The 23,851-nt window shown below is 67.9% G+C and carries 23 protein-coding genes; 12 read left to right on the forward strand and 11 right to left on the reverse strand.

Annotated features, from left to right (window positions below; genetic code table 11):
• Positions 1-75: 75 nt before the first annotated feature.
• From L3N39_RS15680 to L3N39_RS15700, 5 genes are all read right to left on the reverse strand, one after another.
• Positions 76-396 carry a copper-binding protein gene (locus tag L3N39_RS15680; RefSeq protein WP_237258394.1) on the reverse strand — a complete coding sequence of 107 codons (321 nt, stop codon included), beginning with the start codon at positions 394-396 and terminating at the stop codon, positions 76-78.
• On the reverse strand, positions 393-3,545 hold the full coding sequence (locus L3N39_RS15685) for an efflux RND transporter permease subunit (protein ID WP_237258395.1): 3,153 nt from the start codon (positions 3,543-3,545) through the stop codon (positions 393-395). Before L3N39_RS15685 ends, L3N39_RS15680 begins: the two co-directional genes overlap by 4 nt.
• Positions 3,542-4,975 (reverse strand): efflux RND transporter periplasmic adaptor subunit, encoded by a 1,434-nt coding sequence (locus tag L3N39_RS15690; RefSeq protein WP_237258396.1) that lies wholly within the window; start codon positions 4,973-4,975, stop codon positions 3,542-3,544. Before L3N39_RS15690 ends, L3N39_RS15685 begins: the two co-directional genes overlap by 4 nt.
• Entirely contained in the window at positions 4,972-6,225 is a 1,254-nt protein-coding gene (locus L3N39_RS15695) for a TolC family protein (protein WP_237258397.1), read from the reverse strand. Before L3N39_RS15695 ends, L3N39_RS15690 begins: the two co-directional genes overlap by 4 nt.
• 93 nt (positions 6,226-6,318) lie before the next feature.
• On the reverse strand, positions 6,319-6,666 hold the full coding sequence (locus tag L3N39_RS15700; RefSeq protein WP_237258398.1) for a hypothetical protein: 348 nt from the start codon (positions 6,664-6,666) through the stop codon (positions 6,319-6,321).
• A 265-nt stretch (positions 6,667-6,931) separates the two neighbouring features.
• Here L3N39_RS15700 and L3N39_RS15705 point away from each other — a divergent pair, with 265 nt between their 5' ends.
• From L3N39_RS15705 to L3N39_RS15730, 6 genes are read left to right on the forward strand one after another with little or no spacing between them, the layout of a single operon-like run.
• Positions 6,932-7,783 (forward strand): STAS domain-containing protein, encoded by an 852-nt coding sequence (locus L3N39_RS15705; protein WP_237258399.1) that lies wholly within the window; start codon positions 6,932-6,934, stop codon positions 7,781-7,783.
• Positions 7,783-8,145: an STAS domain-containing protein gene (locus L3N39_RS15710; RefSeq protein ID WP_237258400.1), complete on the forward strand. Its 363-nt coding sequence runs from the start codon at positions 7,783-7,785 to the stop codon at positions 8,143-8,145. Before L3N39_RS15705 ends, L3N39_RS15710 begins: the two co-directional genes overlap by 1 nt.
• Positions 8,142-8,546 (forward strand): anti-sigma regulatory factor, encoded by a 405-nt coding sequence (locus tag L3N39_RS15715; protein WP_237258401.1) that lies wholly within the window; start codon positions 8,142-8,144, stop codon positions 8,544-8,546. The genes L3N39_RS15710 and L3N39_RS15715 overlap by 4 nt, the downstream gene beginning before the upstream one ends.
• Positions 8,537-9,550 carry an ATP-binding protein gene (locus L3N39_RS15720; RefSeq protein WP_237258402.1) on the forward strand — a complete coding sequence of 338 codons (1,014 nt, stop codon included), beginning with the start codon at positions 8,537-8,539 and terminating at the stop codon, positions 9,548-9,550. Before L3N39_RS15715 ends, L3N39_RS15720 begins: the two co-directional genes overlap by 10 nt.
• On the forward strand, positions 9,543-10,406 hold the full coding sequence (locus L3N39_RS15725) for a sensor histidine kinase (protein ID WP_237258403.1): 864 nt from the start codon (positions 9,543-9,545) through the stop codon (positions 10,404-10,406). The genes L3N39_RS15720 and L3N39_RS15725 overlap by 8 nt, the downstream gene beginning before the upstream one ends.
• Positions 10,396-12,342 (forward strand): response regulator, encoded by a 1,947-nt coding sequence (locus L3N39_RS15730; protein ID WP_237258404.1) that lies wholly within the window; start codon positions 10,396-10,398, stop codon positions 12,340-12,342. Before L3N39_RS15725 ends, L3N39_RS15730 begins: the two co-directional genes overlap by 11 nt.
• Positions 12,343-12,537: 195 nt before the next feature.
• Here the strand turns inward: L3N39_RS15730 and L3N39_RS15735 are convergent, their stop codons facing one another.
• The gene (locus tag L3N39_RS15735; protein WP_237258405.1) at positions 12,538-13,530 is read right to left on the reverse strand and encodes a YhdH/YhfP family quinone oxidoreductase; all 993 of its coding nucleotides are present in this window, start codon (positions 13,528-13,530) and stop codon (positions 12,538-12,540) included.
• A 9-nt stretch (positions 13,531-13,539) separates the two neighbouring features.
• Positions 13,540-14,562 carry a protease SohB gene (sohB, locus tag L3N39_RS15740; protein ID WP_237258406.1) on the reverse strand — a complete coding sequence of 341 codons (1,023 nt, stop codon included), beginning with the start codon at positions 14,560-14,562 and terminating at the stop codon, positions 13,540-13,542.
• Between the two features lie 181 nt (positions 14,563-14,743).
• On the opposite strand from sohB, the gene L3N39_RS15745 reads away from it, so the two are divergent.
• The 3 genes from L3N39_RS15745 (at position 14,744) to L3N39_RS15755 (ending at position 17,055) form a co-directional block, all read left to right on the forward strand.
• Positions 14,744-15,454 (forward strand): histidine phosphatase family protein, encoded by a 711-nt coding sequence (locus L3N39_RS15745; RefSeq protein WP_237258407.1) that lies wholly within the window; start codon positions 14,744-14,746, stop codon positions 15,452-15,454.
• Between the two features lie 62 nt (positions 15,455-15,516).
• A complete protein-coding gene (locus L3N39_RS15750) occupies positions 15,517-15,831 on the forward strand; it encodes an SCP2 sterol-binding domain-containing protein (protein WP_237258408.1) in 315 nt (104 codons plus the stop codon).
• A 213-nt stretch (positions 15,832-16,044) separates the two neighbouring features.
• Positions 16,045-17,055 carry a sterol desaturase family protein gene (locus L3N39_RS15755; protein ID WP_237258409.1) on the forward strand — a complete coding sequence of 337 codons (1,011 nt, stop codon included), beginning with the start codon at positions 16,045-16,047 and terminating at the stop codon, positions 17,053-17,055.
• Positions 17,056-17,257: 202 nt separating this feature from the next.
• Here L3N39_RS15755 and L3N39_RS15760 read toward each other — a convergent pair whose 3' ends face one another.
• Complete coding sequence (locus tag L3N39_RS15760) at positions 17,258-17,701, reverse strand: DUF2846 domain-containing protein (RefSeq protein ID WP_237258410.1); 444 nt, start codon at positions 17,699-17,701, stop codon at positions 17,258-17,260.
• A 299-nt stretch (positions 17,702-18,000) separates the two neighbouring features.
• Between L3N39_RS15760 and L3N39_RS15765 the strand changes: the two genes are divergently transcribed.
• From L3N39_RS15765 to L3N39_RS15775, 3 genes are all read left to right on the forward strand, one after another.
• Positions 18,001-18,465: an SRPBCC family protein gene (locus tag L3N39_RS15765; protein ID WP_237258411.1), complete on the forward strand. Its 465-nt coding sequence runs from the start codon at positions 18,001-18,003 to the stop codon at positions 18,463-18,465.
• A gap of 269 nt (positions 18,466-18,734) precedes the next feature.
• Positions 18,735-20,966: a catalase/peroxidase HPI gene (katG, locus tag L3N39_RS15770; protein WP_237258412.1), complete on the forward strand. Its 2,232-nt coding sequence runs from the start codon at positions 18,735-18,737 to the stop codon at positions 20,964-20,966.
• 109 nt (positions 20,967-21,075) lie between these two features.
• Positions 21,076-21,819, forward strand: a complete 744-nt coding sequence (locus L3N39_RS15775) for a class I SAM-dependent DNA methyltransferase (RefSeq protein WP_237258413.1) — start codon at positions 21,076-21,078, stop codon at positions 21,817-21,819.
• Between the two features lie 16 nt (positions 21,820-21,835).
• Here the strand turns inward: L3N39_RS15775 and L3N39_RS15780 are convergent, their stop codons facing one another.
• From L3N39_RS15780 to L3N39_RS15790, 3 genes are all read right to left on the reverse strand, one after another.
• Entirely contained in the window at positions 21,836-22,531 is a 696-nt protein-coding gene (locus tag L3N39_RS15780; protein WP_237258414.1) for a GNAT family N-acetyltransferase, read from the reverse strand.
• Between the two features lie 121 nt (positions 22,532-22,652).
• Entirely contained in the window at positions 22,653-23,003 is a 351-nt protein-coding gene (locus tag L3N39_RS15785) for a TfoX/Sxy family protein (protein ID WP_237258415.1), read from the reverse strand.
• A 76-nt stretch (positions 23,004-23,079) separates the two neighbouring features.
• Positions 23,080-23,802: an FMN-dependent NADH-azoreductase gene (locus L3N39_RS15790; protein WP_237258416.1), complete on the reverse strand. Its 723-nt coding sequence runs from the start codon at positions 23,800-23,802 to the stop codon at positions 23,080-23,082.
• Positions 23,803-23,851 lie beyond the last annotated feature (49 nt).

Here is a 23,851-nt window from a genome sequence, read left to right on the forward strand (position 1 = left end):
GTCGGGGCGTTTTTCATGGAGAGCTGCGCCGGGCCTGGCTGCTGCTCGCAGCGCCTGATTGGCGTCCCCGGCGGGCTACTGCCGGCTGATGCGGGTGATGCTGGCGTTCATGCCGCGGCTGGTGAAGTCGAAGCTGACCGGGCTGCCCACCTCGAGCGACTCGATCTGCTCGGCCGTCGCCTTGAAGCCCATGGTCATCGCCGGCCAGCCCAGCGCCTCCACCGGGCCGTGGGCGATGATCACCCGGCCTTTCTCCGGCATCAGTTTCTTCACCGTGCCAGTGGCGCTGGCCGACTGGGTGGCCGGCTGCATGGCCATGCCCTGGTCGGCGGTCTCGGCGGCGTGGGCGGTCGGCAGCAGGAACAGGGCGGCAAGCGCGATATGGGTGATTTTCATGGTTGGTTCTCCGGTTGGCTTTCGGGGGTGGATGGCCGGCGGCGCATCAGCAGGTAGGCGGCCGGCAGGACGAAGAGCGAGAGTAGCGGTGCGGTGATCATGCCGCCGACCATCGGCGCGGCGATACGGCTCATGATCTCGCTGCCGGTGCCGCTGCCCAGGAGGATCGGCAACAGGCCGGCGATGATCACCGCGACGGTCATCGCCTTGGGCCGCACACGCTGCACCGCACCCTCGCGGATGGCGTCGAGCAGCGCGGGCTGGCCGTGGCGGCCGGCGGCAAGGCGGTCGTGCCAGGCGTTCTTCAGGTACAGCAGCATGATCACGCCGAACTCGGCCGAGACCCCGGCCAGGGCGATGAAGCCAACCCCGGTGGCCACTGACAGGTGGTAGCCCAGCAGGTGCAGGAACCAGACGCCGCCGGTGAGGGCGAAAGGCAGGGTGGCCATGATCAGCAGCGCCTCGTCGAGACGGCCGAAGGTCAGGTAGAGCAGCACGAAGATGATCAGCAAGGTGGCCGGCACCACGACCTTCAGCCGGGCGTTGGCGCGCTCCATGAACTCGAACTGCCCCGAATAGCTGATGCTCATGCCCGGTTCCAGGCGCACGCCCTCGGTGACCGCCTGGCGCAGGTCGCGCACCACGGCGGCGATGTCGCGGCCGCGCACATCGACGTAGACCCAGCCGGAGAGCCGCGCATTCTCGCTCTTGAGCATCGGCGGGCCGTCGCTGATCTCCACGCTCGCCACCGTGCCGAGGGTGATCTGGCTGCCGCGCGGGGTGAGGATCGGCAGTTCGCGCAGGTCGCTCAGCGAGTCGCGCCACTCGCGGCCGTAGCGCAGGTTGATCGGGTAGCGTGCCAGCCCCTCGACGGTCTCGCCGACGTTCTGCCCGCCAATGGCGCCGGCGACGATGGCCTGCACGTCGGCGATGTTCAGCCCGTAGCGCGCGGCGGCGGCGCGGTCGATGTCGACGTCGACGTAGCGCCCGCCGGTGAGCCGCTCGGCCAGCGCCGAGGTCACGCCGGGCACCTCGCGGGCGATTCGCTCCACGGCCTGGGTGGCGCGGTCGATCTGCGCCAGCTCGGTGCCGTAGACCTTCACCCCGATGGGGCTCTTGATGCCGGTGGCGAGCATGTCGATGCGGTTGCGGATCGGCGGGATCCACAGGTTGGCCAGCCCGGGCACCTGCACGGTGCGGTCGAGTTCCTCGACCAGCTTTTCCGGGGTCATGCCGGCGCGCCACTCGCTTCTGGGCTTGAACTGGATGGTGGTCTCGAACATCTCCAGCGGTGCCGGGTCGGTGGCGCTCTCGGCGCGCCCGGCCTTGCCGAACACCCGCGCCACCTCCGGCACGCTGCGGATCAGCCGGTCGGTCTGCTGCAGCAGCGCCGAGGCCTTCTGCGCCGAGAGCCCGGGCAGGGCGGTGGGCATGTAGAGCAGGTCGCCCTCGTCCAGCGGCGGGAGGAACTCCCCGCCCAGCCGGCTGGCCGGCCAGAAGCCGGAGGCGAACACCAGCAGCGCCAGCAGCAGGGTCGTCTTCGGCCAGCGCAGCACCACGTCCAGCGCCGGCCTGTAGAGGCGGATCAGCCCGCGGTTCAGCGGGTTGCGCTGCTCGTCGGGGATGCGCCCGCGGATCCAGTAGCCCATCAGCACCGGCACCAGGGTGACCGACAGCCCGGCTGCCGCGGCCATGGCATAGGTCTTGGTGAACGCCAGCGGGCCGAACAGCCGGCCTTCCTGCGCCTCGAGGGTGAACACCGGGACGAACGACAGGGTGATGATCAGCAGGCTGAAGAACAGCGCCGGGCCGACCTCGGCGGCCGCCTCGGTCATCACCTGCCAGTGCGCCTGGCCCTTGAGCGTGGCGCCCGGATGCCGGCGATGCCAGGTCTCGACGTGCTTGTGCGCGTTCTCGATCATGACGATGGCGGCGTCGACCATCGCGCCGATGGCGATGGCGATGCCGCCCAGGGACATGATGTTGGCGTTGATGCCCTGGCGCTGCATGACGATGAAGGCGATGAGGATGCCCACCGGCAGCGAGACGATCGCCACCAGCGACGAGCGCAGGTGCCAGAGGAACAGCGCGCAGACCAGCGCGACGACGATGAACTCCTCGAGCAGCTTGTGGCTGAGGTTCTCCACCGCGCGGTCGATCAGCCGGCTGCGGTCGTAGGTGGTGACGATCTCCACGCCCTCGGGCAGGCTGGCCTTGAGCTCGTCCAGCCTCGCCTCGACCGCGGCGATGGTCTGGCGTGCGTTCTTGCCGCTGCGCAGGATCACCACGCCGCCGGCCACCTCGCCCTCGCCATCGAGTTCGGCGATGCCGCGGCGCATCTCCGGGCCGAGCTGGACATGGGCGACGTCGCCGAGGGTCACCGGCACGCCGTTGCCGTCGAGGCGCAGCGGAATCGCACGAAAGTCGGCGAGGCTCGCCAGGTAGCCGCTGGCACGCACCATGAACTCGGTTTCGGCCAGCTCCAGCACGCTGCCGCCGGTCTCGCGGTTGGCCTCGTCGATGGCTTGGGCGACTTGCTGCTGGGTGATGCCGCGGCTGGTCATGCGCACCGGGTCGAGCACCACCTGGTACTGCCTGACCATGCCGCCGATGGCCGCCACCTCGGCGACGTTGGGCAGGGTCTTGAGCTCGTAGCGCAGGAACCAGTCCTGCAGCGAGCGCAACTGCGAGAGGTCGTGGCGGCCGCTGCGGTCGACCAGCGCGTACTGATAGATCCAGCCGACGCCGGTGGCGTCCGGCCCCAGCGCCGGCCTGGCCGCGGCCGGCAGGCGGCTCTGCACCTGGCTGAGGTATTCGAGCACCCGCGAGCGCGCCCAGTAGAGGTCGGTGCCGTCTTCGAACAGCACGTAGACGTAGCTGTCGCCGAAGAACGAATAGCCGCGCACCGTCTTCGCCCCGGGCACCGAGAGCATGGTGGTGGTCAGCGGGTAGGTGACCTGGTTCTCGACGATCTGCGGTGCCTGCCCCGGATAGGAGGTGCGGATGATGACCTGCACGTCGGAGAGGTCCGGCAGGGCGTCGATGGCGGTCTGCTTGACCGACCAGACGCCCCAGGCGACGGCGAACAGCGTGGCCAGCAACACCAGGAAGCGGTTGGCCACCGACCAGCGGATCAGCGCGGCGATCATGGCTGGCCTCCGAGCTTCTCGATGCGTTCGATGACCAGGCCTTCGTCGCTTTCCCGTGCGCCGACGCGCACGCGATCACCTGGCTTCAGGCCAGCGAGCAGCGCCGGGTCGGCAACCGGGAAGGCCATGGTCATGCCCGGCATGTTCAGCGAACGGAACGGCCCATGGGCCAGCCCGAGCATCTCGTCCTCGATGCCGACCACGCGGCCTTCGGCCTCGTGCAGCATGGGGGCAGGCGCCACCGCGGGGGCGGCCTCGGCGCTCAGGCCGCGCAGGCTGGCTTCCGAATCGAGCAGGAACTGCCCGGAGGCAACCACCTGCTGGCCGGCCTGCAGGCCTTCGAGCACCTCGGTGCTGTCGTCGAATTCGCGGCCGGTGCGGATCGCCACCGGACGGTAGCGGCCTTCGCCCTCGGCGAGCATCACCAGGCTGCGCCGGCCGGTGCGGATCACCGCTTCGCTGGGCACCAGCAGTGCCGGTTGTGCCTCGCGCTCGAGCGTCACCTCGGCGCTCATGCCCGGGCGCAGGCGCTGCTGCGGGTTGGGCAGCTCGACCCGCACGCGCACCGTGCGGCTGTCCAGGTTGGCCTGCGGCAGCACGGCCTGGATGCGTCCTTCGATGCGCTCGCCGGCGAATGCGGGCAGGCGTGCGCTGACCGGCTGCTCAGGGGCGAGCTGCGCGGCCTGCGCCTCGGGGATCGCCACCTCCAGCCAGACCTTGTCCAGCCCGTTGATCCGCGCCAACGAGGCGCCGGCCGGCAGGCTCATGCCTTCGCGCACTTCGAGTTCGCGCAGCACGCCGCCGACGGGGCTGGTCACCGTCCACACCGGGCGCGCCTTGCCGCTGCGCTCCAGCTCGGCGATTAGCGCCGGCGGCATGCCGGCCAGGCGCAGGCGCTGGCGGGCGGCGGCGAGCAGATCGGGCTGGCCGATGCCGCGCAGCGCCAGGTATTCCTCCTGCACGGCGGCCCATTCGGGCACCAGCAGGTCGGCCAGCGGCGCGCCTTTGGTTAGCACATCCTCGGGGGCATGCCGGTAGACGCGCTCGACGAAGCCGGCGCTGCGCGTCTGCACGATGGCGACGTCGCGCTCGTCGAAGGCCAGCACGCCGGTCGCCTGCAGCGCCTGGCCGATCGCCTCGCGGCGCACCGTGGCCAGGCGCATGCCGAGGTTCTGTACGACTCCGGCATCGATGCGCATCGACGCGGCCTGGCCGCCTTCATCGGCGTAGCGCGGCACCAGGTCCATGTCCATGAAGGGCGACTTGCCCGGTTTGTCGAAGTGCTGCTGCGGCTTCATCGGGTCGTACCAGTAGAGCACCTGGCGCTCGCTCTGCTCGCCCGCCTGAGCGGTCGCGGCGAGGAAAGGGCTGGCGCAGAGGCCGAACGCGAGGGCGAGCGTGGCCGCCAGCGGCGTGAGTCGGAAGGTCATGGGCGGGTCTCCCCAAAGGCGAAGTGCAGGCGGGCGTTGTTCAGGGCGCGGTCACGGGCGAGGTCGATGCGACGCAGGCGGGTTTCGACGAGCTGGCGGCGGGCCTCGACCACGGCCAGCAGCTCGCCGCGGCCGGCGCGGTAGTCGGCCATGGCCAGCGCGACCTTCTCCTCGGCGAGCGGCAGCAGGCTGCCGTCCAGGCGGGCCAAGGCCCGATCGAGGCGCTCGTACTCGGCCAGCTCGGCGGCCAGTTCCTGGCGATGCTCGCGCTCCAGCGCCTCGCGTTCGGCTTCCACCGCGACCAGGCGGGCGCGCTCGGCGGCGATCTTCGGCCCCTGGCGCGAGCCGGTGAACAGCGGCAGGTCGAAGCTCAGGGTGAGGTTGACCATGTCGCCATATTCGCGGCCGCGGCGCAGGTAATCGACGCCCCAACTCCAGTCCGGGGTCTTCTCGGCGATGGCCTCGTTCACCCGCGCCTCGGCCTCGCGGCTCAGCGGCTCGTAGGCGAGCAGGGCCGGATGTTGCGCGAGGCCGTGCCGATAGTGCTCGGGGGCCGCGGACCATTGTGGCCAGTCGCCCTCCAGCGCGTCGTCGGCGGCGTTGCCGATCCAGCGGGCCAGCGCGGCGCGGGCGATGTGCTGGTCGCGGCGCAGTTCGTCTTCCTGTTCGGCCAGCAGCGCCTGTTCCTGGCGCGCCAGCACGCCGTCGGCGGCCTGTCCGCGCCCGCCTGCCAGGCGCGCAGCGACGGCACGCTCGAACAAGCGGTTTTCCGCGTAGAGCTGGTCGAACAGCTGCAGCTTGCGCTCCACCGCATAGCTGGCGATCCAGGCCTCGGCGGTGTTCCGGCGGACCTGCAGGCGGGTCAGCGCCTGCTGCACGTCGGCCAGCTCGATGCCGGCCTCGGCCGCCTCGACGCGGGCCCGGCGCTTGGCGCGGTTGGGCACGTCCTGCATGAGGCCGACCATCTGCATGGTCATGCCGTCCTGGTCGATCTGCCAGCGGTTCTCGCCCTCGATGGGCAGGCTCTGGATGCCGAGCTTGAGCTTGGGATCCGGCAGTTCACCGGCCGGAACGGCGGCGCTGCGAGCCGCCGCGACATTGGCGGCCTGAGCCTGCAGCGCGGGGGCCTGTTGCTCGGCCAAGCCCAGGGCCTGGTCGAAGGTCACGGCGAAGGCCGGCGCCGAAGGTACCAGCGCAGCCGCCAACAGGGCCGCGGCGGGAAGCGGCGCCCGAGGGGTGGGGATTCTCATGTAGGTGATTCCTGATCGTCAGGCATGCCCGGAGGCGCGCCGGTCATCCGCCCGGCGCATCAGGCGCAGGCGGTACTCGACAACGAAGTGGAATCAGCCGCGGGGTGGATGCCAGACGGCATCCTTGAAATGGGAGGGGAGCAGGGCGGGGTACGCCGCGGCCCGGGGCGTGGCCGGGAACAGCAGGGGCGGCTTCACCGCGACCACCTGCAGCAGGCTGGCGGTCTTGCACTCCTGGCCGGTCTTGCAGACGCTCGTCGGGCCCTGCTCATGCTCCTGGCAGTCGCCGTCAGCCGCGTCGGCCATGGCATGCATCGCATGCATGTCGTGCTGCCCATGCTGCGTCGGCATGCCGGCCGGCATCAGCAACTGCGCCATCCCGTTGACGGGAAGCGCGAGCGCGAACAGCAGGACGAGGAACAGGCGCAGCGAGGTCTTCATGCCGGCGAGTGTAGGAAGCCGCGAAAACGATGGCAATCGCCGGGTGCGGCGAGATTGTCGCACCCGCTCGGCGGCAAGGCCCGTGGCGACTGGCCAAAGCGCCGCATGATGTTTACCCTCTGCATCTTCTGCTCCTCACGCGGCACTGGCTGGACGAACGCACCGGTCAACGGAGCCGCCATCCTTAAGGAACGTCTTCGACGGGCCGCTTTCCTATCACCGTTCATTCCAACGGCACACGAAGCCCAGGGAAAAAGGGAATCTCATGACCAACCTGAACCACCGCACCGTGGATGCGCTGCGCATCAACCACGGCGAATTGCTCCGCAATTGGGCCGCCGACATGGAAGCCAACACGTCCCAGGCGGCGCTGAAGGCCGGCGAGCTGCAACAGCAGATGACCGAGTTCCTGCGCCTGTTCGTGCGGGGTGTGGAGGCCGGCTCGCCCGGCAGCCTGGCGACCGGCGAGTGGAGCGAGATGCGCCACTTCCTCGAGAAGCTGTCCTACAACTGGGCGGTGATGGGGGTGGATTCGCAGGAGACCGCCGCCTTCATCTTTTCCCTCAAGCGGCCGGTGATGGTGCTGTTGCAACGCGAGTTCGGCGACGAAGCGCTGTTCTTCGTCGAGCAGTTGTGGGTGGTTTCCGAATTCATCGACGTGCTGGCCATGCACACCATCAGCACCTTCCAGAAATCCCGCGAGGCGGTGATCAAGCGGCAGCAGGAAGAACTGCTCGAGTTGTCGACCCCGGTGGTCAAGCTGTGGGACGGCATCCTCGCGCTACCCATGATCGGCACGCTGGACTCCCAGCGCACCCAGGTGGTGATGGAGTCGCTGCTGCAGCGCATCGTCGACACCGGTTCGCAGATCGCCATCATCGACATCATCGGCGTGCCGACCGTCGACACCCTGGTCGCGCAGCACCTGCTCAAGACGGTCACCGCCATCCGCCTGATGGGCGCCGATTGCATCATCAGCGGCGTGCGTCCGCAGATCGCCCAGACCATCGTCCACCTCGGCCTGGACCTGCAGGGCATCGTCACCAAGGCCAACCTGGCCGACGCCCTGGCCCTGGCACTTGCCCGCACCGGGCTGTCCGTGGGCAGGGCTTCGTGATGGAGCGCATCCCCATCCTGCGGATGGGTGAATTTCTCCTGGTGACCATCCAGGTCGACATGCACGACCAGCTGGCGCTGACCCTGCAGGACGACCTGGCCGACCGCATCAGCGCCACCTCGGCGCGCGGCGTGCTGATCGACATCTCGGCGCTGGACATGGTCGATTCCTTCATCGGCCGGATGATCAGCACCATCTCCGGCGTGGCCCGCATCATGGATGCCGAGACCGTGGTGGTCGGCATGCAGCCGGCGGTCGCCATCACCCTCGTCGAGCTGGGGCTGACCCTGCCCGGCGTGAGCACGGCCCTGGATGTCGAGCGCGGCATGAACCTGCTGCGCACGCGCATGGGCCGCGCATGAACAGCGTCCGCAGCGGCAGCCACCCGGTGCGCCTCGAGCAGGACGTGGTGCTGGCGCGCCAGGCGGTGCGCAAGCTGGCCCAGGAGTGCGGCCTGCGCCTGGTCGACCAGACCAAGCTGGTCACCGCGGTCAGCGAGCTGGCGCGCAACACCGTGGTCTACGGCGGCGGCGGCGAGATGGACTGGGAGGTCCTCGAGGACGGGCCACGCAAGGGCATCCGCCTGGTGTTCCGCGACGAGGGCCCGGGCATCGCCGACCTCAAGCTGGCGCTGACCGATGGCTGGACCTCCGGTGGCGGCCTGGGCCTGGGCCTGACCGGTGCGCGTCGGCTGGTCGACGAGTTCGATATCGCCAGCACGCCGGGCGTCGGCACGCGCGTCACCATCGTGCGATGGAACTGAATCTGCGCGGCACCCCGAGCGAGGTGCTCCCGATCGACGAAGCCAGCCAGCTGGGCCATGCCCGGCGCGTGGCCCAGCGCCGGGCCGAGGGGGCCGGGCTCGATGAGACGGCGGCCGGGCGCCTGGCGCTGGTCGTCATGGAGCTGGGGACCAACCTGCTCAAGCATGCCGGCAGCGGCTTGCTGTACCTGCGCGCGGTGCCCGGGCTCGACTGCCAGGGTGTCGAGGTGCTGGCGGTGGACCGCGGCCCGGGCTTCGAGCTCGGCCGCTGCCTGGTGGATGGCTATTCGACCCGCGGCACCCAGGGCACCGGGCTTGGCGCCCTGCAGCGCCTGGCCGACGTGTTCGATGCCTACGCCGATGCGCGTGGCGCGGCGATCCTGGCGCGGGTCTACCCACGCGGCGCAGCCCGCGACCTGCCGCTGGGCATCGTCCAGCAGCCGATCGACGGTGAGACGGCCTGCGGCGACGCCTGGCACCTGGTGCTGCAGCGCGGCCGTCTCGGCGTGCTGGTGATCGACGGCCTGGGCCATGGCAGCGAAGCCGAGCGCGCCGCCCAGGCGGGGGCGGCGGCGTACGCCGGCGCACCGTTCGATTCGCCGGCACCGCTGTTCGGCGAGCTGAACCGGGCGATGACCGCGACCCGCGGCGGGGCCGTGGCCGTCGCGCAGTACGATGCCGCGACCGGGTGCCTGACCTTCGCCGGCATCGGCAACATCGGCGCCACCCTGCTGGGCCCGGGCAAGCCCCGCGGCCTGGCTTCGCTGCCGGGCATTGTCGGCAACCAGTTCAGGAAGGTGCAGAGCTTCGCTTACGAGGATGTGGCGGGGCAGTTGCTGATCCTGTTCAGCGACGGCCTGCAGTCGCGCTGGAACCTGGACGACTATCCCGGGCTGCGGCACCGCCATCCGGCGTTGATCGCCGCCGTGCTGCACCGCGATTTCCGCCGCGGGCGGGACGACGTGACCGTACTGGCCATAGCCCTGGAGGGCATCCGTGACTGATTCCAGTGATCCCGATGCCCAGCTCATCGAACGCCTGCAGCTGGAGAACGAATCCCTGCGCGTCGAGCTGGAGGAGACCAACCAGGGTGTCCTCGCGCTCTACGCCGAGCTGGATAGCCAGGCCGAGGCGCTACGCCAGGCATCGGACCTGAAGAGCCGCTTCCTCTCCTACATGAGCCACGAGTTCCGCACCCCGCTCGGTTCGATCCTGAGCATCGCGCGCCTGCTCAGCGACGAGCTGGACGGCCCGCTGAACGAGGAGCAGCACCGGCAGATCGCCTTCATCCGCTCGGCCGCCGGCGAGCTGAGCGACATGGTCGGTGACCTGCTCGACCTGGCGAAGATCGAGGCCGGGCGCATCAGCATCTCGCCGGCCTGGTTCGACATGCTCGACCTGTTCTCCGCCCTGCGCGGGATGTTCCGGCCCATCGTCGAGGGCGATGCGGTGGACCTGATCTTCGAGGAGCCCGAGGGCATCCCGCGGCTCTACACCGATGACAAGAAGCTGGCGCAGATCCTGCGCAACTTCATTTCCAATGCGCTCAAGTTCACCCCGGCCGGCGAGGTCCGGGTGTCGGCGCAGATGCTCAACGCGCGCGAGGTGCGCTTCGCCGTGGCCGATACCGGGATCGGCATCCCGGCCGACCTGCAGGCCAACCTGTTCGAGGACTTCAGCCAGGTCGACAGCCCGCTGCAGAAGCGCCTGCGCGGCACCGGGCTGGGCCTTGCGCTGTGCAAGCGCTTCGCCGAGCTGCTCGGCGGCTATGTCGGCGTCGACAGCGTGCCGGGCAAGGGCTCGGTGTTCTACGTGGTGATCCCGCACGCCATCGATGCAGGAGCCGCCCATGACGCGTGAAGACTGGCTGCTGATCGTCGACGACAACGCGGCCACCCGCTATGCCATGCGCCGTGTGCTCGAGCGCCACGGCTACCGCGTGCTGGAGGCCGGCACCGGCGGCGAGGGGTTGGCGCATATCGCGCAGTCGCCGGTGGGCGTGGTGATCCTGGACGTCAACCTGCCGGACATGAGCGGCTTCGACGTGGCCCGCCAGCTGCGCGCCGACCCGCAGACGGCGGTGCTGCCCATCGTGCATGTCTCGGCCGCCTCGGTGGAGACCCGCGACATCATCAGCGGCCTGGACGCCGGTGCCGACAGCTACCTGATCCACCCGATCGATCCCGACGTGCTGCTCGCCACGCTGCGCACCCTGCTGCGGGTGCGCGACACCGAGCAGGCCCTGCGCGACAGCGAGAAGCGCTTTCGCGAGATCTTCGCCAACATCGCCGCGCCGATCGCGGTGATCGACGCCGGCCTGGCGGTGCACGAGAGCAACCAGGCCTTCCAGCGCCTGGTCGGCGCCGGTTGCCAAGCCTCGCTGCCGGTCTGCTTCGCGCCGGGGCAGGAGGCGGTGATCGAGGAAATGCGCATGCGCCTGGCTGCCCGCGAGCGCTGGCGCAGCTCGCTGCGACTGGTGGTCGATGGCCAGCTGCGCGATACCGAATGGCAGATTTCCCCCTACCGCCTGCCGGACCAGGCGCTGCTGCTGGTGGAGGACGTCACCGAACAGCGCCAGCGCGAGCGCCTGCAGCTCAAGGAGCTGGATGCCGCGCAGATGCAGCTGGCACAGGAAGTCGCCGAACGCGCCCGCACCGAGGCGCAGCTGCTGCAGGTGCAGAAGATGGACGCCCTCGGCCAGCTGACCGGCGGCATCGCCCATGACTTCAACAACTTGCTGACCGGCATCATCACCGGTATCGGCCTGCTCAAGCAGCGCCTGGCCGACGGGCGCAGCGACGACGTGGCGCGCTACGCCGATCTGGCCCTGAACTCGGCCAACAACGCCGCCGCGCTGACCCATCGGCTGCTGGCCTTCGCCCGCCAGCAGCCGCTCGACAGCCGCGCGGTGGATGTCAACGAGCGCGTATGCTCCCTGGAAGACTTCATGCGGCGCACCATCGGCGAGCGCATCCTGCTCACGCTGGACCTGACGTCCCACCCGGCCGTGGCGCTGGTCGATGCGGTGCAGCTGGACAACGCGCTGCTCAATCTGGTGATCAACGCGCGTGACGCACTGCCCGCAGGCGGGCAGATCCACGTCACCTCCTATGCGGCGCATTCGCAGGGCAGCACCGAACTGCAGGACGGCAACTACGTTGCGCTGAGCGTGCGCGACGACGGCGTGGGCATCGATCCCAAGCTGTTGCACAAGGTCTTCGATCCATTCTTCACCACCAAGCCGCTGGGCCAGGGGACCGGGCTGGGCCTCTCGACCATCTACGGTTTCGCCCGCCAGTCCGGCGGCGAGGTGCGTATTCGCAGCGTGCTGGGGCAGGGTACCGAGGTGACCCTGTTGCTGCCGGCGGCCAGCGAGGCCGTCGACCAGCCGGACGTGCAGCCGGCGCCCGCACGACAGGGCGGCAACGAACACGTGATGATCGTCGAGGACATGCCCGCGGTGCGTTTGCTGGTGACCGAACTGCTCAGCGAGGCGGGCTATCGCTGCACTGCCCTGGCCGATGCCGACGAAGCCCTGGCGGTGCTGGCTCGGGACGACAGCGTCGGGTTGCTGCTGACCGACGTCGGCCTGCCGCGGATCGGCGGGCTGGAGTTGGCCGAGCAGGCCCGGTGCAGCTACCCGGCGCTGCCGGTGCTGTTCATGACCGGCTATGCCGAGAAGGCGGTCAGCCGCAGCGCGTTGCTGCAGTCGGGCATGGACATGCTGGTCAAGCCGTTCGAGCCGGGCGAACTGCTGGAACGGGCCCGCCGCCTGCTCGACGAGGCCGCCGGCTGAGGCTACTGGTACATCCAGAAGTTCGGATGCGGCTCATGGGACTCGCCCTGGGCCTTGTGCGGCTGGCTGGCGAGCTGGCGGAGCAACTGCGCGATTTTCTTCATCTGGTTTTCCCCGTTCGGATCACAATGTGCGGCCAGCTTGGGCCAACCGATCCGAACGGTGAAATCCAGATTCGCTATCGCTGCGATTGATTCAGTCCAGGCGGACCAGAATCCGGCCGCTCTGGCCGCCGGCGAGGATTCGCTCGATGGCCTGGGGTAATGCGTCAAGGGTGATTTCCTCGGCCAGTTGCTCGAGGTTGGGCAGACGCCACTGCAGGGACAGCTTGTCCCACATCGAGGCCTTGACCACCAGCGGGATCTCCACCGAGTCGACGCCCAGCAGGTTCACCCCGCGCAGGATGAACGGCAGCACGCTGGCCTGGAACTGCGCGCCGGCAGTCAGCCCGCAGCAGGCGACGCTGGCGCCGCGGCGCAGCGACTTGACGATGTTGAACAGGATCTCGCCACCAACCGTATCGATCGCCCCGGCCCACTGCTCCTTGAGCAGGGCCTTTTCCGTGCCGGCCTGCAGGGCCGCGCGGTCGACGATCTCCCGCGCGCCCAGGCTGCGCAGGAAGTCGGCCTGCCCGGCCTTGCCGGTCGCCGCCGCCACCTGGTAGCCGAGGCTGGAGAGCAAGGCCACCGCCAGGCTGCCCACGCCGCCGGTCGCACCGCTGACCAGCAACGGCCCGGCGCCGGGCTCGAGGCCGGCCTGCTCGAGCTTGTCCAGGCAGAGGGCGGCAGTCAGGCCGGCGGTGCCGAGGATCATCGCCTCGCGCAGCGACAGCCCATGGGGCCGCTTGATCACCCAGGCCGCCGGTACGCGGATGTACTGGCCGAAGCCGCCGGCGGTGTTCATCCCCAGGTCGTAGCCGGTGACGATCACCTCGTCGCCTTCGGCGAACTCCGCCACGCTGGACTCGGCGACCACACCCGCCGCATCGATGCCCGGGGTGTGCGGGTAGTTGCGTGTCACGCCGCGGTTGCCGCTGGCCGACAGCGCGTCCTTGTAGTTCAGCGAGGAATAGCGGACGCGGATCAGCACCTCGCCGGCCGGCAGTTCGTCGAGCTGCCGCTCGACCACGCGCGACTCGAATGTGCCCGGCGACGTCTCGCTGGTCTGCAATGCCTTGAAGCTGCCCATCGGTTTCTCCTATTGCCAGAATCGGTGTTCGTTGAGTCGGGCCAGGCCCCGGTCGAGGCCCTGCTCGAGGGTGCTCGCCGCGGCGAGGCCGAAGCGCTCGGGCAGGCTCTTCTTCTGCGCATAGCGCAGGTGGTAGAGGTCGGCTTCCCGGGCACGCTCGGCCAGGTACTGGTCGCTGGTCTTGAGTTCGTCGGCCAGGTGCATGCCGAGCGCGGCGATGCCCAGCCAGACCTCGCCGGTGGCGACCTCGTCGATGGACACCTGCTGGCGGTAGCGGGCGACGAAGTTCTTGAACAGCTCGTGGGTGGTTTCCAGGTCTTCCTGGAACTTCTCCCGGCCCTTCTCGGTGTTCTCGCCGAATACGGTGAGGGTGCGCTTGTACTCGCCGGCGGTGAGCACCTCGAAGTCGACGTCGTGCTTCTTCAGCAGGCGGTGCACGTTGGGCAGCTGCGCGACCACGCCGATCGAGCCGAGCAGGGCGAAGGGCGCGCTGAGGATGCGGTTGCCGATACAGGCCATCATGTAGCCGCCGCTGGCGGCGACCTTGTCGACGCAGACGGTCAGCGGCACCCCGGCATCGCGGATGCGCACCAGCTGCGAGGCCGCCAGGCCGTAGCCATGGACCATGCCGCCGCCGCTCTCCAGGCGCAGCACCACTTCGTCGCCGGGAGTCGCCATGGTCAGCAGGGCGGTCACCTCGTGGCGCAGGTTCTCGACCGCCGAGGCGCGGATGTCGCCATCGAAATCGAGCACGAAGACCCGCGTGCGCATCGCATCCTTCTTTGCCTGCTTCTCGGCCTTGGCTTCACGCTTGCGCTGCGCCTTGAGCGCGTCCTTGTCGAGCACCGCGTGCTCGAGGCGCTCGCGCAGGCCCTTGTAGAAGTCGTTGAGCTTGTCGACCTGCAGGTGCCCGGCGCCGGGCTTGCCGCGCCCGCGGCGCAAGCCGGCCAGCACGATCAGCACGGCGACGATGGCGAGCACCACCGTCGCGGTCTTGGCGAGAAAACCGGCATAGTCGAGCAGAAATTCCACGATGGCTCCTTCGAGAGGCGAACAGGTTCGACCGCGGCAGCTGCCGTTCGATCATCCGGGCAAGCATACCGACGGCCTAGGAGCGGGCCAATCGCCGTGATTCAAACAAACGTATGAATTGTCGTTGACACCTTCTGGCGATCCTCCTAACCTCGCCCGGACACGCCAGCCGGAGCAGCAAATGGGCAGCATCTTCCTGATTCGTCACGGCCAGGCGTCGTTCGGTGCGGAAAACTACGATGTCCTCTCGCCCCTCGGCGAGCGCCAGTCGCAAGCCCTCGGCGACCACCTGGCGCAGCTCGACATCAGCTTCGACCGCTGCCTGAGCGGCCAGCTCAAGCGCCAGCAGGACACCGCCCGGGCCACCCTGGGGCGCCTCGCCGAGCAGGGCCACGCCCAGCCGGAACTGGAGATCGACCCGGCGTTCGACGAGTTCGAGGCCGATGCGGTACTCCGAGCCCATCTGCCGGACCTGCAAGCCTACGAGCCCAATGCGCTGCATATCCTGCGCAATGCCGCCGATCACCGCGCGGAGTTCCAGCGGCTGTTCAGCTACGTGATCCAGCGCTGGGTGTCCGGTGAGCATGACAAACATGGGCTGGAGAGCTGGCAGAGCTTCGTCGAGCGCGTCGGCGGCGGGCTGGAGCGCATCCTGGCCCAGGCCGGCAAGCGCGACCGCATCGCGGTGTTCACCTCCGGTGGAACCATTACCGCGCTGCTGCAACTGATCATTGGTGTTCCGCCGATCAAGGCCTTCGAAATGAACTGGCAGATCGTCAATACCTCCCTGAACCTGCTGAAGTTCCGCGGCAGGGAAGTGTCACTGGCTTCCTTCAACAGCCAAGCGCACCTGCAGCTGTTGAAGAACCCCGAGCTCATCACGCACCGCTGAGCCGGACCAAGCGGCTCAAGGCTGCATGTTTCAACCTCAACAATCTCAACAAGGAATCCACCATGAGCAACGTCGCCGATACCGTCCAGCGCATGCAGTCCAAGTTCAATCCGAGCGCTGCCGCCGGCCTGGACCTGGTATTCCAGTTCAACATCACCGATGCCGAGAACTACTACCTGGTGGTCAAGGACGGCACCTGCGATTTCCAGCAGGGCGAGTCTGCCGACGCCAACGTCACCCTGATCATGGACAGCGAGACCATGAAGGGCATCACCAGCGGCGAAACCGATGGCATGCAGGCCTTCATGGCCGGCAAGCTGCGCGCCGAGGGCGACATGATGCTGGCCCTGAAGCTCAGCGAGCTGTTCCCCAACTGACCGACCGGCGATCAGCGCCTGAAGGTTACCCGGCAACCCCGCCTTTACGGCGGGGTTGTCGTTTGTGAGTCGTCGCTCGTTCTCGCCGCTGGGGATAGCCGAACCGGGCCGACAACGGTGCGAGCCAACCTTGGCCGCGGTTGATAGCCATTAGCATATACGAGGGATTAATCCTGGCCCTATAATCCGCCACCTTCTCCGAGGCGGCAGTCCATGGGCGTTTTCGAGGCCATCCAGCATTACCTGGTCGAACCCGTCAGCTACCAGTTCACCGGTCTCTTCGACCTCAACGGCCGCCTTGGCATGCTGTTCCTGGGCATTTCCTACCTCGTGGCCTATGGCCTGTTCCGCTACCGCAGGCGGCACGGCCTGAGCGAGGCGCGCTCGTTCTGGCAGTTCATCGGTGGGCGCCAGGTGCACTGGCACCCCTCGGCGCGGCTGGACTACCTCTACTATTTCCTGCGCGGGGTGTTGAAGGTGGCGCTGGTGCTGCCTGTCATCGCCCTGGTCGATCCCTACATCCTGCGTTCGGCGGACTATGCGGCATTCTTCACCCAGCTCTGGGGCGCACGGCCGCAGCTGGGCGATAACCTCGGCCTTTCGCTGCTCTATGGCCTGGGCGTGTTCGTCCTCAGCGATTTCACCGGCTACTGGGTGCACCGCGCCTTTCACTGCGGTTGGCTCTGGGAATTTCACAAGGTGCATCACTCGGCGCCGGTAATGGTTCCGGCCACCGCCGCTCGCGTGCATGTGCTGGAGAAGATCGCCGGCCGGCTGATCGAGCTGGCCGTGCTCGGCGCCTATGCCGGCGCGTTCTGGTATGCCTGTGGCGGCGAGGTTAGTCGCTACACCTTGTTCGGCGTGACCTATCTGGTGTTCATCTTCAATGCGCTGGCCTCGAACCTGCGCCACAGCCATGTCTGGCTGTCGTTCGGGCCGCACCTTGAGCACATCTTCAACAGCCCGGCCCAGCACCAGATCCACCACAGCGATGCGCCGCGCCACTTCCACAAGAACTTCGGCACCAACCTGTCGATCTGGGACTGGCTGTTCGGCACGCTCTACGTCACCACGCCGACGCCGGAGTCGATCCGCTTCGGCACCGCCGAACAGGACTCGCACCGCTACCTGTCGCTCTACAGCCTGACCATCCTGCCATTCGTCGACACCGCCCGCAGGCTGCTGCCGACCCGGCCAAGCGTGCCGGGCACGCCGGAATCCTGAGCCGCGGGCCGTGGCGCCCGTGCGACCGCCTTAACGAACGAAGGGGGCACTGCGCGAGTTCATATACCGGCTGCGGACCATGGCAAAGCAGGGCTTGGCGCCGAGGGAGACAGCAGCCCGCGTGGCATCGGTCGCTGGAAGGGAGGGGAAGGCGCCGGGACCTGGCCGCGTGCAGTTGCAGGCAAGCCGGCGCCGTTGCTCGTTATTGGGCGAGCTTGGTATTCATCACAGCCTTGCGGCCTTCCTCATCGGATACTTCGGTGAGCTTGGCGCCGCCGACGAACAGGCCCATCTTGATCGACTGGCGCACGTAGTGGTTCTTGCCGGCCTGGGCGTCGAGCTCGAGGGTGTTGTCGCTGAATTCCGATTCGGTCGCCAACAGGTGCGAGCCGGGCGTGACGGTGCGGTAGAAGTAGGTGTTGGCGGCTGTCTCGCCAATGACTTCGCCATCGATCTTGACGGTCTTCTTCAACGCTGCGCCTAGCAACGAGTCACGAAAGATGTACAACCCGGCCTGATCCTGCGGCGGTGCAGGGAAGGCCTTGAATGCCTGGTCCTTTTCCGGCGCTTCCATGGGAACCGACGCGCAGCCGGTCATTACCGCGAAACCCAATGCCGCGGCGCTCATCATCAAATGCTTGAACATGGTTACTCGATCCTGAGTGTTGGCGAAGATTGCTGTGCCATTAAAAAGCCAGCATCTGCACGATACCCACGTTTGCAGCCCTGGCAAGTACCCGTGATGGTGCTGAAGACTTGCATCACGTTACCGACGGCTCTTCGATGCGCAGTTGGAGCTGGCTTGCCCGGCCGCCCCGGCACACCACCCGACCAGCGTCACCGCCTCGCGCGCAATCGCTTCTAGGCTCATAGGGGCTGTTAGCCGCCGGACAGGATAGGTGGCGGCCGACAGCGCAGAGTCGACTTCCATACGAGGGAATGGCCATGCCCAGCACCATCCGCCTGCACCGCGTCCTGCGCGCGCCGGCCGAGCGTATCTATCGTGCCTTCGTCGAGCCGGATGCCATGTGCAAATGGCTGCCACCGAACGGCTTTACCGGCAAGGTCCACGCGAGCGATCCACGGGTTGGCGGCAGCTACCGCATGTCGTTCACCAACTTCTCCACCGGCACCACCCACGTCTTCGGCGGCGAGTACCTGGAGCTGGCCGAGCATCGACGCATCCGCTACGTCGATCGCTTCGACGATCCGAACCTTCCGGGCGAGATGCTGGTGACCATCGAGCTCGCCCCGGTGTCCTGCGGGACCGAGCTGACCATCGTCCAGCAGGGCATCCCTGATGCCATTCCGGCCGAGGCCTGCTACCTCGGCTGGCAGGAGTCGTTGATCCTGCTGGGAAAACTGGTTGAGGCAGAGGTGGCAGACGAGCCGGCCGGACCGACCACATGATCGCCCTCCGTGGTTCGGCGCCCAGGCGAACGCGCCGGCGCGAAAAAAATGCCTATCGCTGCGATAGGCAGATTTCATGGTCTCGCCTGCGCCATGGCCGAGGCGGCTTGAAAGCGCTGTAGCCGGCGTATTCCGGGGCTTTCGCGGCCTGGACGAGCTGCCGGCAAGGTGCCGGGAGCGGCCGCCGCGCCATTCGCGCCGCGTGTGCCGATGCTAGGGTTTCCTCAGCGGTGCCTGTGCACCATCGACGACCCATTGAGGAACAAAAGATGAATGCCGAGTCTGGAGACCATGCTGGTGGCGGTTGCCCGTTCGGGCAGGGCGCCGGGGCACCGCGCAAGCGCATCACCAATCGGGACTGGTGGCCCGAGGCGCTGAGCCTCACCTCACTCAACCAACACTCGCCGCGCTCGAATCCCTATGGCGGCGATTTCGACTATGCCGCCGAATTCAATTCGCTGGATCTCGATGCGGTGATCGCCGACCTGCACAAGGTGATGACCGATTCGCAGGACTGGTGGCCGGCCGACTTCGGCCACTACGGCGGGTTGTTCGTGCGCATGGCCTGGCACAGCGCCGGCACCTACCGCATCACCGACGGCCGCGGCGGCGCCGGCGGCGGTCAGCAGCGCTTCGCGCCGCTCAACAGCTGGCCGGACAACGCCTCGCTGGACAAGGCGCGGCGCCTGCTCTGGCCGATCAAGCAGAAATACGGGCGCAAGCTGTCCTGGGCCGACCTGTTCGTGCTCACCGGCAACGTCGCGCTGGAGTCCATGGGCTTCAAGACCTTCGGCTTCGGCGGTGGGCGTGCCGACACCTGGGAGCCGGAAGAGCTGTTCTGGGGGCCTGAGGGCACCTGGCTGGGTGACGAGCGCTACAGCGGCGAGCGCCAGCTGCACCCGGGCCTGGGTGCGGTGCAGATGGGCCTGATCTATGTGAATCCGGAAGGCCCCAACGGCAACCCGGACCCGAAGGCCGCGGCCATCGACATCCGCGAGACCTTCGCCCGCATGGCCATGAACGACTACGAGACCGTGGCGCTGATCGCCGGCGGCCACACCTTCGGCAAGACCCACGGCGCCGGTGACCCCTCGCTGATGGGGCCGGAACCGGAAGGCGCAGTGATCGAGGACCAGGGCCTGGGCTGGCGCAGCCGCTACAAGAGCGGCATCGGCGCCGACGCCATCACCTCGGGCCTGGAAGTGATCTGGAGCCAGACCCCGGTCAAATGGTCCAACTACTTCTTCGAGAACCTGTTCAACTTCGAATGGGAGCTGACCAAGAGCCCGGCCGGTGCGCACCAGTGGGTCGCCAAGGACGCCCCGGAGATCATTCCGGACCCCTTCGACCCGAACAAGAAGCGCAAGCCGACCATGCTGACCACCGACCTGTCGCTGCGCTTCGACCCGACCTACGAGAAGATCTCCCGGCACTTCCTGGAGAACCCGGACGAATTCGCCGACGCCTTCGCCCGCGCCTGGTTCAAGCTGACCCACCGCGACATGGGTCCCATCGGCCGCTATCTCGGCCCGCTGGTGCCGAAGGAGCAGCTGATCTGGCAGGACCCGATTCCCGAGCGCGACCACCCGCTGATCGACGACGCCGACATCGCATCGCTCAAGCAGCGGATCCTCGGCCTGGGCTTTTCCGTGTCCGACCTGGTGTCGGTGGCCTGGGCCTCGGCCTCCACCTACCGCGGCTCGGACAAGCGCGGCGGAGCCAATGGCGCGCGCATTCGCTTCGCTCCGCAGAAGGACTGGGAAATCAACAACCCGCCGCTGCTGGCGCAGGTGCTGCAGAAGCTCGGCGAGGTGCAGGGCGCGTTCAACGCCTCGGCCAGCGGCGGCAAACAGGTGTCCATGGCCGACCTGATCGTGCTCGCCGGCTGCGCCGCGGTGGAGAAGGCCGCGCAGGATGGCGGCGTGAATGTCGCCGTACCGTTCACCCCAGGGCGGATGGATGCGCTGGAGGAATGGACCGACGCACAATCCTTCGAGGCGCTGCGCCCGGTGGCCGACGGCTTTCGCAACTACTACCACGAGTCGCACTTCATGGCGCCCGAGGAAGCGCTGGTGGACAAGGCGCACCTGCTGCGCCTGAGCGCACCGGAGATGACCGTGCTGGTCGGCGGCATGCGCGTGCTGGGCACCAACGCAGGCGGCAGCCAGGACGGCGTGTTCACCCAGCAGGTCGGCGTGCTGTCCAACGACTTCTTCGTCAACCTCTTGGACATGAAGAACGAGTGGGTGGCCACCGAGCACAAGAACCGCTTCCAGGGCCTGGACCGCAAGACCCGCCAGCCCACCTGGACGGCGACCCGCGTGGACCTCATCTTCGGCTCGCAATCGGAGCTGCGCGCCCAGGCCGAGGTGTACGGCATGGCCGACGGCAACGAGAAGTTCGTCCATGACTTCGTCAGGGCGTGGGACAAGGTGATGAACGCCGACCGGCTGGACATCGGCAAGCCGGCCGACATCTTCAGCCAGAAGCTCTCGGCGTGAGGCAAACGGCGGCGCCCTGCGGGGTGCCGCCGTTGCGCGGAATCCGCAGGCGTTTTCCCCTTCGCCCGGCTATGATGCGCGCCCTCCAGGCCCAGCCCAGACAGACATCATGCCCGGCACCGCCATCTACACCGACTTGTCGGGTTACTACGACCTCATGTGCGCCGATATCGATTACGGCGCGCAAAGCCACTGCATCCATCGGCTGCAACAGCTGTTCGGCAACGGCGGCAGGCGGCACCTGGACCTCGCCTGCGGAACCGGCCCGCATGTGCGGCATTTCATCGATGCCGGCTACGACAGCGCCGGCCTGGACATCAACCAGCCAATGCTGGATCGGGCGAGCCTGCGCTGCCCCGAGGCGCAGTTTTCGTTGCAGGACATGTGCAGCTTCAGCGTGCAGCGGCCGGTCGACCTGATCACCTGCTTTCTCTACTCCATCCACTACAGCGCCGGGCTCGAGCGGCTCGAGGCCTGCATCGCCCGCGTGCATGCCGCCCTGGCCGAGCAGGGGCTGTTCTGCTTCAACGCGGTGGACAAGCAGCGGATCGACAACGCCTCGTTCGTGTCCCACAGCGCCTGCCATGCCGATGGTCTGCTCGGCTTCAGTTCGGGCTGGTACTACAGCGGCCATGGCGAGCGGCAATCGCTGCGGTTGCGCATCGAGCGGACGGCGGGCGGGGCCAGCCAGGTCTGGCAGGATGAGCACGCGATGGTGGCGGTGAGCTTCGGCGAGTTGCGCGAACTGCTGGAGCCGTACTTCGACGTAGAGGTGCTTGAGCACGACTATCAGAAGCTCCTGCCCTGGGACGGCACGTCCGGTAACGCCATCTTCGCCTGCGTGAAGCGTTAGCCGTGCCCGGCGCGAATCAGTGCAGGCGCCCCGTCGACGCCGACGTGGCGAGCAGGTGGCCGGCTTCTCGCGCCAGCTGATCGAGCAACCGGTCGCGCTTTCTTTCGGCATCGCGCATGGCCTTGGTGCCGTGTTGCTGCAGCAGGTAATTGTGAATCTGCCGCACCTCCAGGGTCTGGAAGATCGGCTGCAGATCCTGCACCGCGAATAGGCCGCCGGACGCCTGGCTCTGCGTATTGAGCACCACCTGCGGCCCGCGCACCGCCAGCGGATGAAAGCCCAGCGCCTGGAAATACGGCACCTTGCCGGCGACGCAGGCCACTTCCGCGTGGGCATAGCGTTTCAGCATTTCGCCGACCATGGCCCGGCCGATGCCGTGCCGCCGATGGGCAGCCTGCACCGCCAGGTAGATCAGCGCGCACGCCTCGGGGTCATCCACCGAGGGCAGGTAGAGCGCGAAGCCGAGCAGGAGGGCCGGGTCGTCGGCATCCAGCGCCAGGACCAGCTCCGGCTGGCCCGACTGCGTGCCCTCCATGCGCTCCAGATAGCGATGCACCTCCAGGCCCACGACGTACTGATAGAGCGGGTACAGCGGGTTGTCGGGCTGTAGCGAGACTGCGCTGATGTCGCTGAAGTAATCCACCACCATCTGCAGCAGCTGGCTTTTCAGGCTTTCCGGCGGCGGGGTGACGAGATGGGCGAGGGTGAACATGGCGGCTCCGGAGCGCGGCAGGGAGCGCATTGTAGCGGGCGGTGTGCGCTGGGTGAGGGGTGGCTGGCGGACTGGCGCGCGGTCGTCATGAACAGCCCTGGCTCGGCGACCAACGATCCGCTCAGATCGGCTCCGGGCCCGGCTTCGATTTTCTCGGCTTGCGCGGCGCGGGGAACGGCAAGTGCCGCGCCGTCTCGATCACCAGGCGGCGCAGCGCGTCGGCATCGTCCAGGAGCTCGTCGGCCACCGGATACAGCTTTGCGCCAGGGTAGGGTGGCCGCTGCGGCAACTGCGGAGCAAGCGCTGCGGCCGCCGGGGTGGGCTTGATGAACAGGCTGTTGTCGCAGGCCAGCGCGACGACCTTTTCATCCAGGTAGACGGCGTACTCGCCGAACATCTTCCGGTAACTCAGCCTGCCGCCGAGGTCGATCTGTTCGGCCACGTATTGCATGAAGCTTTTGTCGGTCGCCATGCGTGCTCCGCTGTCTCCACCCGTGTCGACCAAAGAGCGTAGCGTGGAAAACGAAGTGCTTTCCACGCATGGCCCGCTACACCGCAGCGCACTCTGCCTGCCGGTGAGCGTCAGACAAGGGTGCCTCGACGGTTGCCTGGAGTCTGCTGACCAGCGCATCGACCTGACGCAGCGCCTCGGCCACCGAGCTGGCCAGCAGCTCGCCACCGACCTCCTGGCCCTCGATGGCGATCTGGTGGATGCGGGTGATGCCGATGAAGCCCAGCGCGGTCGCCAGGTTCGGCTCCAGGTGGTTCATGTGCGCCATCGCCTCGCCCGGGTTGAAACCGATGCCGCCACGGGCGGTAAGGATGACCGCGTGCCGCTCCCGCTCCGCCAGCATGGGCACGTAGGGATCGAGCGGGTTGCTCTCGTCCAGCCCGACCGTGCGGTTCAGGCGCACCACCTGATCGATCCAGGCCTTGAGCGCCGCCGGCATGCCGAAGTTGTAGAGCGGCGTGCCGATGACCAGCACATCGGCGGCCAACAGTTCGTCGACCAGCCTGTCGCTTTCGGCCAGCGCGTCCTTCATCCATGGCTCCCGGCGCTCTTCCGGGGTAAAGGCCGAGGCGATCCAGTCATGGCTGACGAAAGAGGGCGGGTTCTGGCCGATGTCCCGGTAGGTCACGCCATCCTGCGGGCGACGGGCCAGCCATTGGCTGACGAAGCGCTGGCTGAGGTTGCGGCTATGGGAGCCGTGCTCGTCCTTGCCGGCGAGGCCGGGGCGGGCGCTGGCATCGAGGTGCAGAAGGTGCGTCATGGCGAATCTCCTCTGTAAAAGAATTCATCTGTCATTCGCGGCAGAGTCA

The sequence above is a fragment of the Pseudomonas oligotrophica genome, assembly GCF_021726475.1.
Classification (GTDB): domain Bacteria; phylum Pseudomonadota; class Gammaproteobacteria; order Pseudomonadales; family Pseudomonadaceae; genus Stutzerimonas; species Stutzerimonas oligotrophica.

Coding starts and splice junctions, on each gene's coding strand:
- L3N39_RS15705 (WP_237258399.1), top strand. CDS start 6,932: ATGACCAACCTGAACCACCGCACCGTGGATGCGCTGCGCATCAACCAC.
- L3N39_RS15690 (WP_237258396.1), bottom strand. CDS start 4,975: ATGACCTTCCGACTCACGCCGCTGGCGGCCACGCTCGCCCTCGCGTTC.
- L3N39_RS15760 (WP_237258410.1), bottom strand. CDS start 17,701: ATGTTCAAGCATTTGATGATGAGCGCCGCGGCATTGGGTTTCGCGGTA.
- L3N39_RS15775 (WP_237258413.1), top strand. CDS start 21,076: ATGCCCGGCACCGCCATCTACACCGACTTGTCGGGTTACTACGACCTC.
- L3N39_RS15680 (WP_237258394.1), bottom strand. CDS start 396: ATGAAAATCACCCATATCGCGCTTGCCGCCCTGTTCCTGCTGCCGACC.
- katG (WP_237258412.1), top strand. CDS start 18,735: ATGAATGCCGAGTCTGGAGACCATGCTGGTGGCGGTTGCCCGTTCGGG.
- L3N39_RS15735 (WP_237258405.1), bottom strand. CDS start 13,530: ATGGGCAGCTTCAAGGCATTGCAGACCAGCGAGACGTCGCCGGGCACA.
- L3N39_RS15730 (WP_237258404.1), top strand. CDS start 10,396: ATGACGCGTGAAGACTGGCTGCTGATCGTCGACGACAACGCGGCCACC.
- L3N39_RS15745 (WP_237258407.1), top strand. CDS start 14,744: ATGGGCAGCATCTTCCTGATTCGTCACGGCCAGGCGTCGTTCGGTGCG.
- L3N39_RS15785 (WP_237258415.1), bottom strand. CDS start 23,003: ATGGCGACCGACAAAAGCTTCATGCAATACGTGGCCGAACAGATCGAC.
- L3N39_RS15755 (WP_237258409.1), top strand. CDS start 16,045: ATGGGCGTTTTCGAGGCCATCCAGCATTACCTGGTCGAACCCGTCAGC.
- L3N39_RS15685 (WP_237258395.1), bottom strand. CDS start 3,545: ATGATCGCCGCGCTGATCCGCTGGTCGGTGGCCAACCGCTTCCTGGTG.
- L3N39_RS15700 (WP_237258398.1), bottom strand. CDS start 6,666: ATGAAGACCTCGCTGCGCCTGTTCCTCGTCCTGCTGTTCGCGCTCGCG.
- L3N39_RS15695 (WP_237258397.1), bottom strand. CDS start 6,225: ATGAGAATCCCCACCCCTCGGGCGCCGCTTCCCGCCGCGGCCCTGTTG.
- L3N39_RS15765 (WP_237258411.1), top strand. CDS start 18,001: ATGCCCAGCACCATCCGCCTGCACCGCGTCCTGCGCGCGCCGGCCGAG.
- L3N39_RS15750 (WP_237258408.1), top strand. CDS start 15,517: ATGAGCAACGTCGCCGATACCGTCCAGCGCATGCAGTCCAAGTTCAAT.
- L3N39_RS15715 (WP_237258401.1), top strand. CDS start 8,142: ATGAACAGCGTCCGCAGCGGCAGCCACCCGGTGCGCCTCGAGCAGGAC.
- L3N39_RS15780 (WP_237258414.1), bottom strand. CDS start 22,531: ATGTTCACCCTCGCCCATCTCGTCACCCCGCCGCCGGAAAGCCTGAAA.
- L3N39_RS15790 (WP_237258416.1), bottom strand. CDS start 23,802: ATGACGCACCTTCTGCACCTCGATGCCAGCGCCCGCCCCGGCCTCGCC.
- L3N39_RS15720 (WP_237258402.1), top strand. CDS start 8,537: ATGGAACTGAATCTGCGCGGCACCCCGAGCGAGGTGCTCCCGATCGAC.
- L3N39_RS15710 (WP_237258400.1), top strand. CDS start 7,783: ATGGAGCGCATCCCCATCCTGCGGATGGGTGAATTTCTCCTGGTGACC.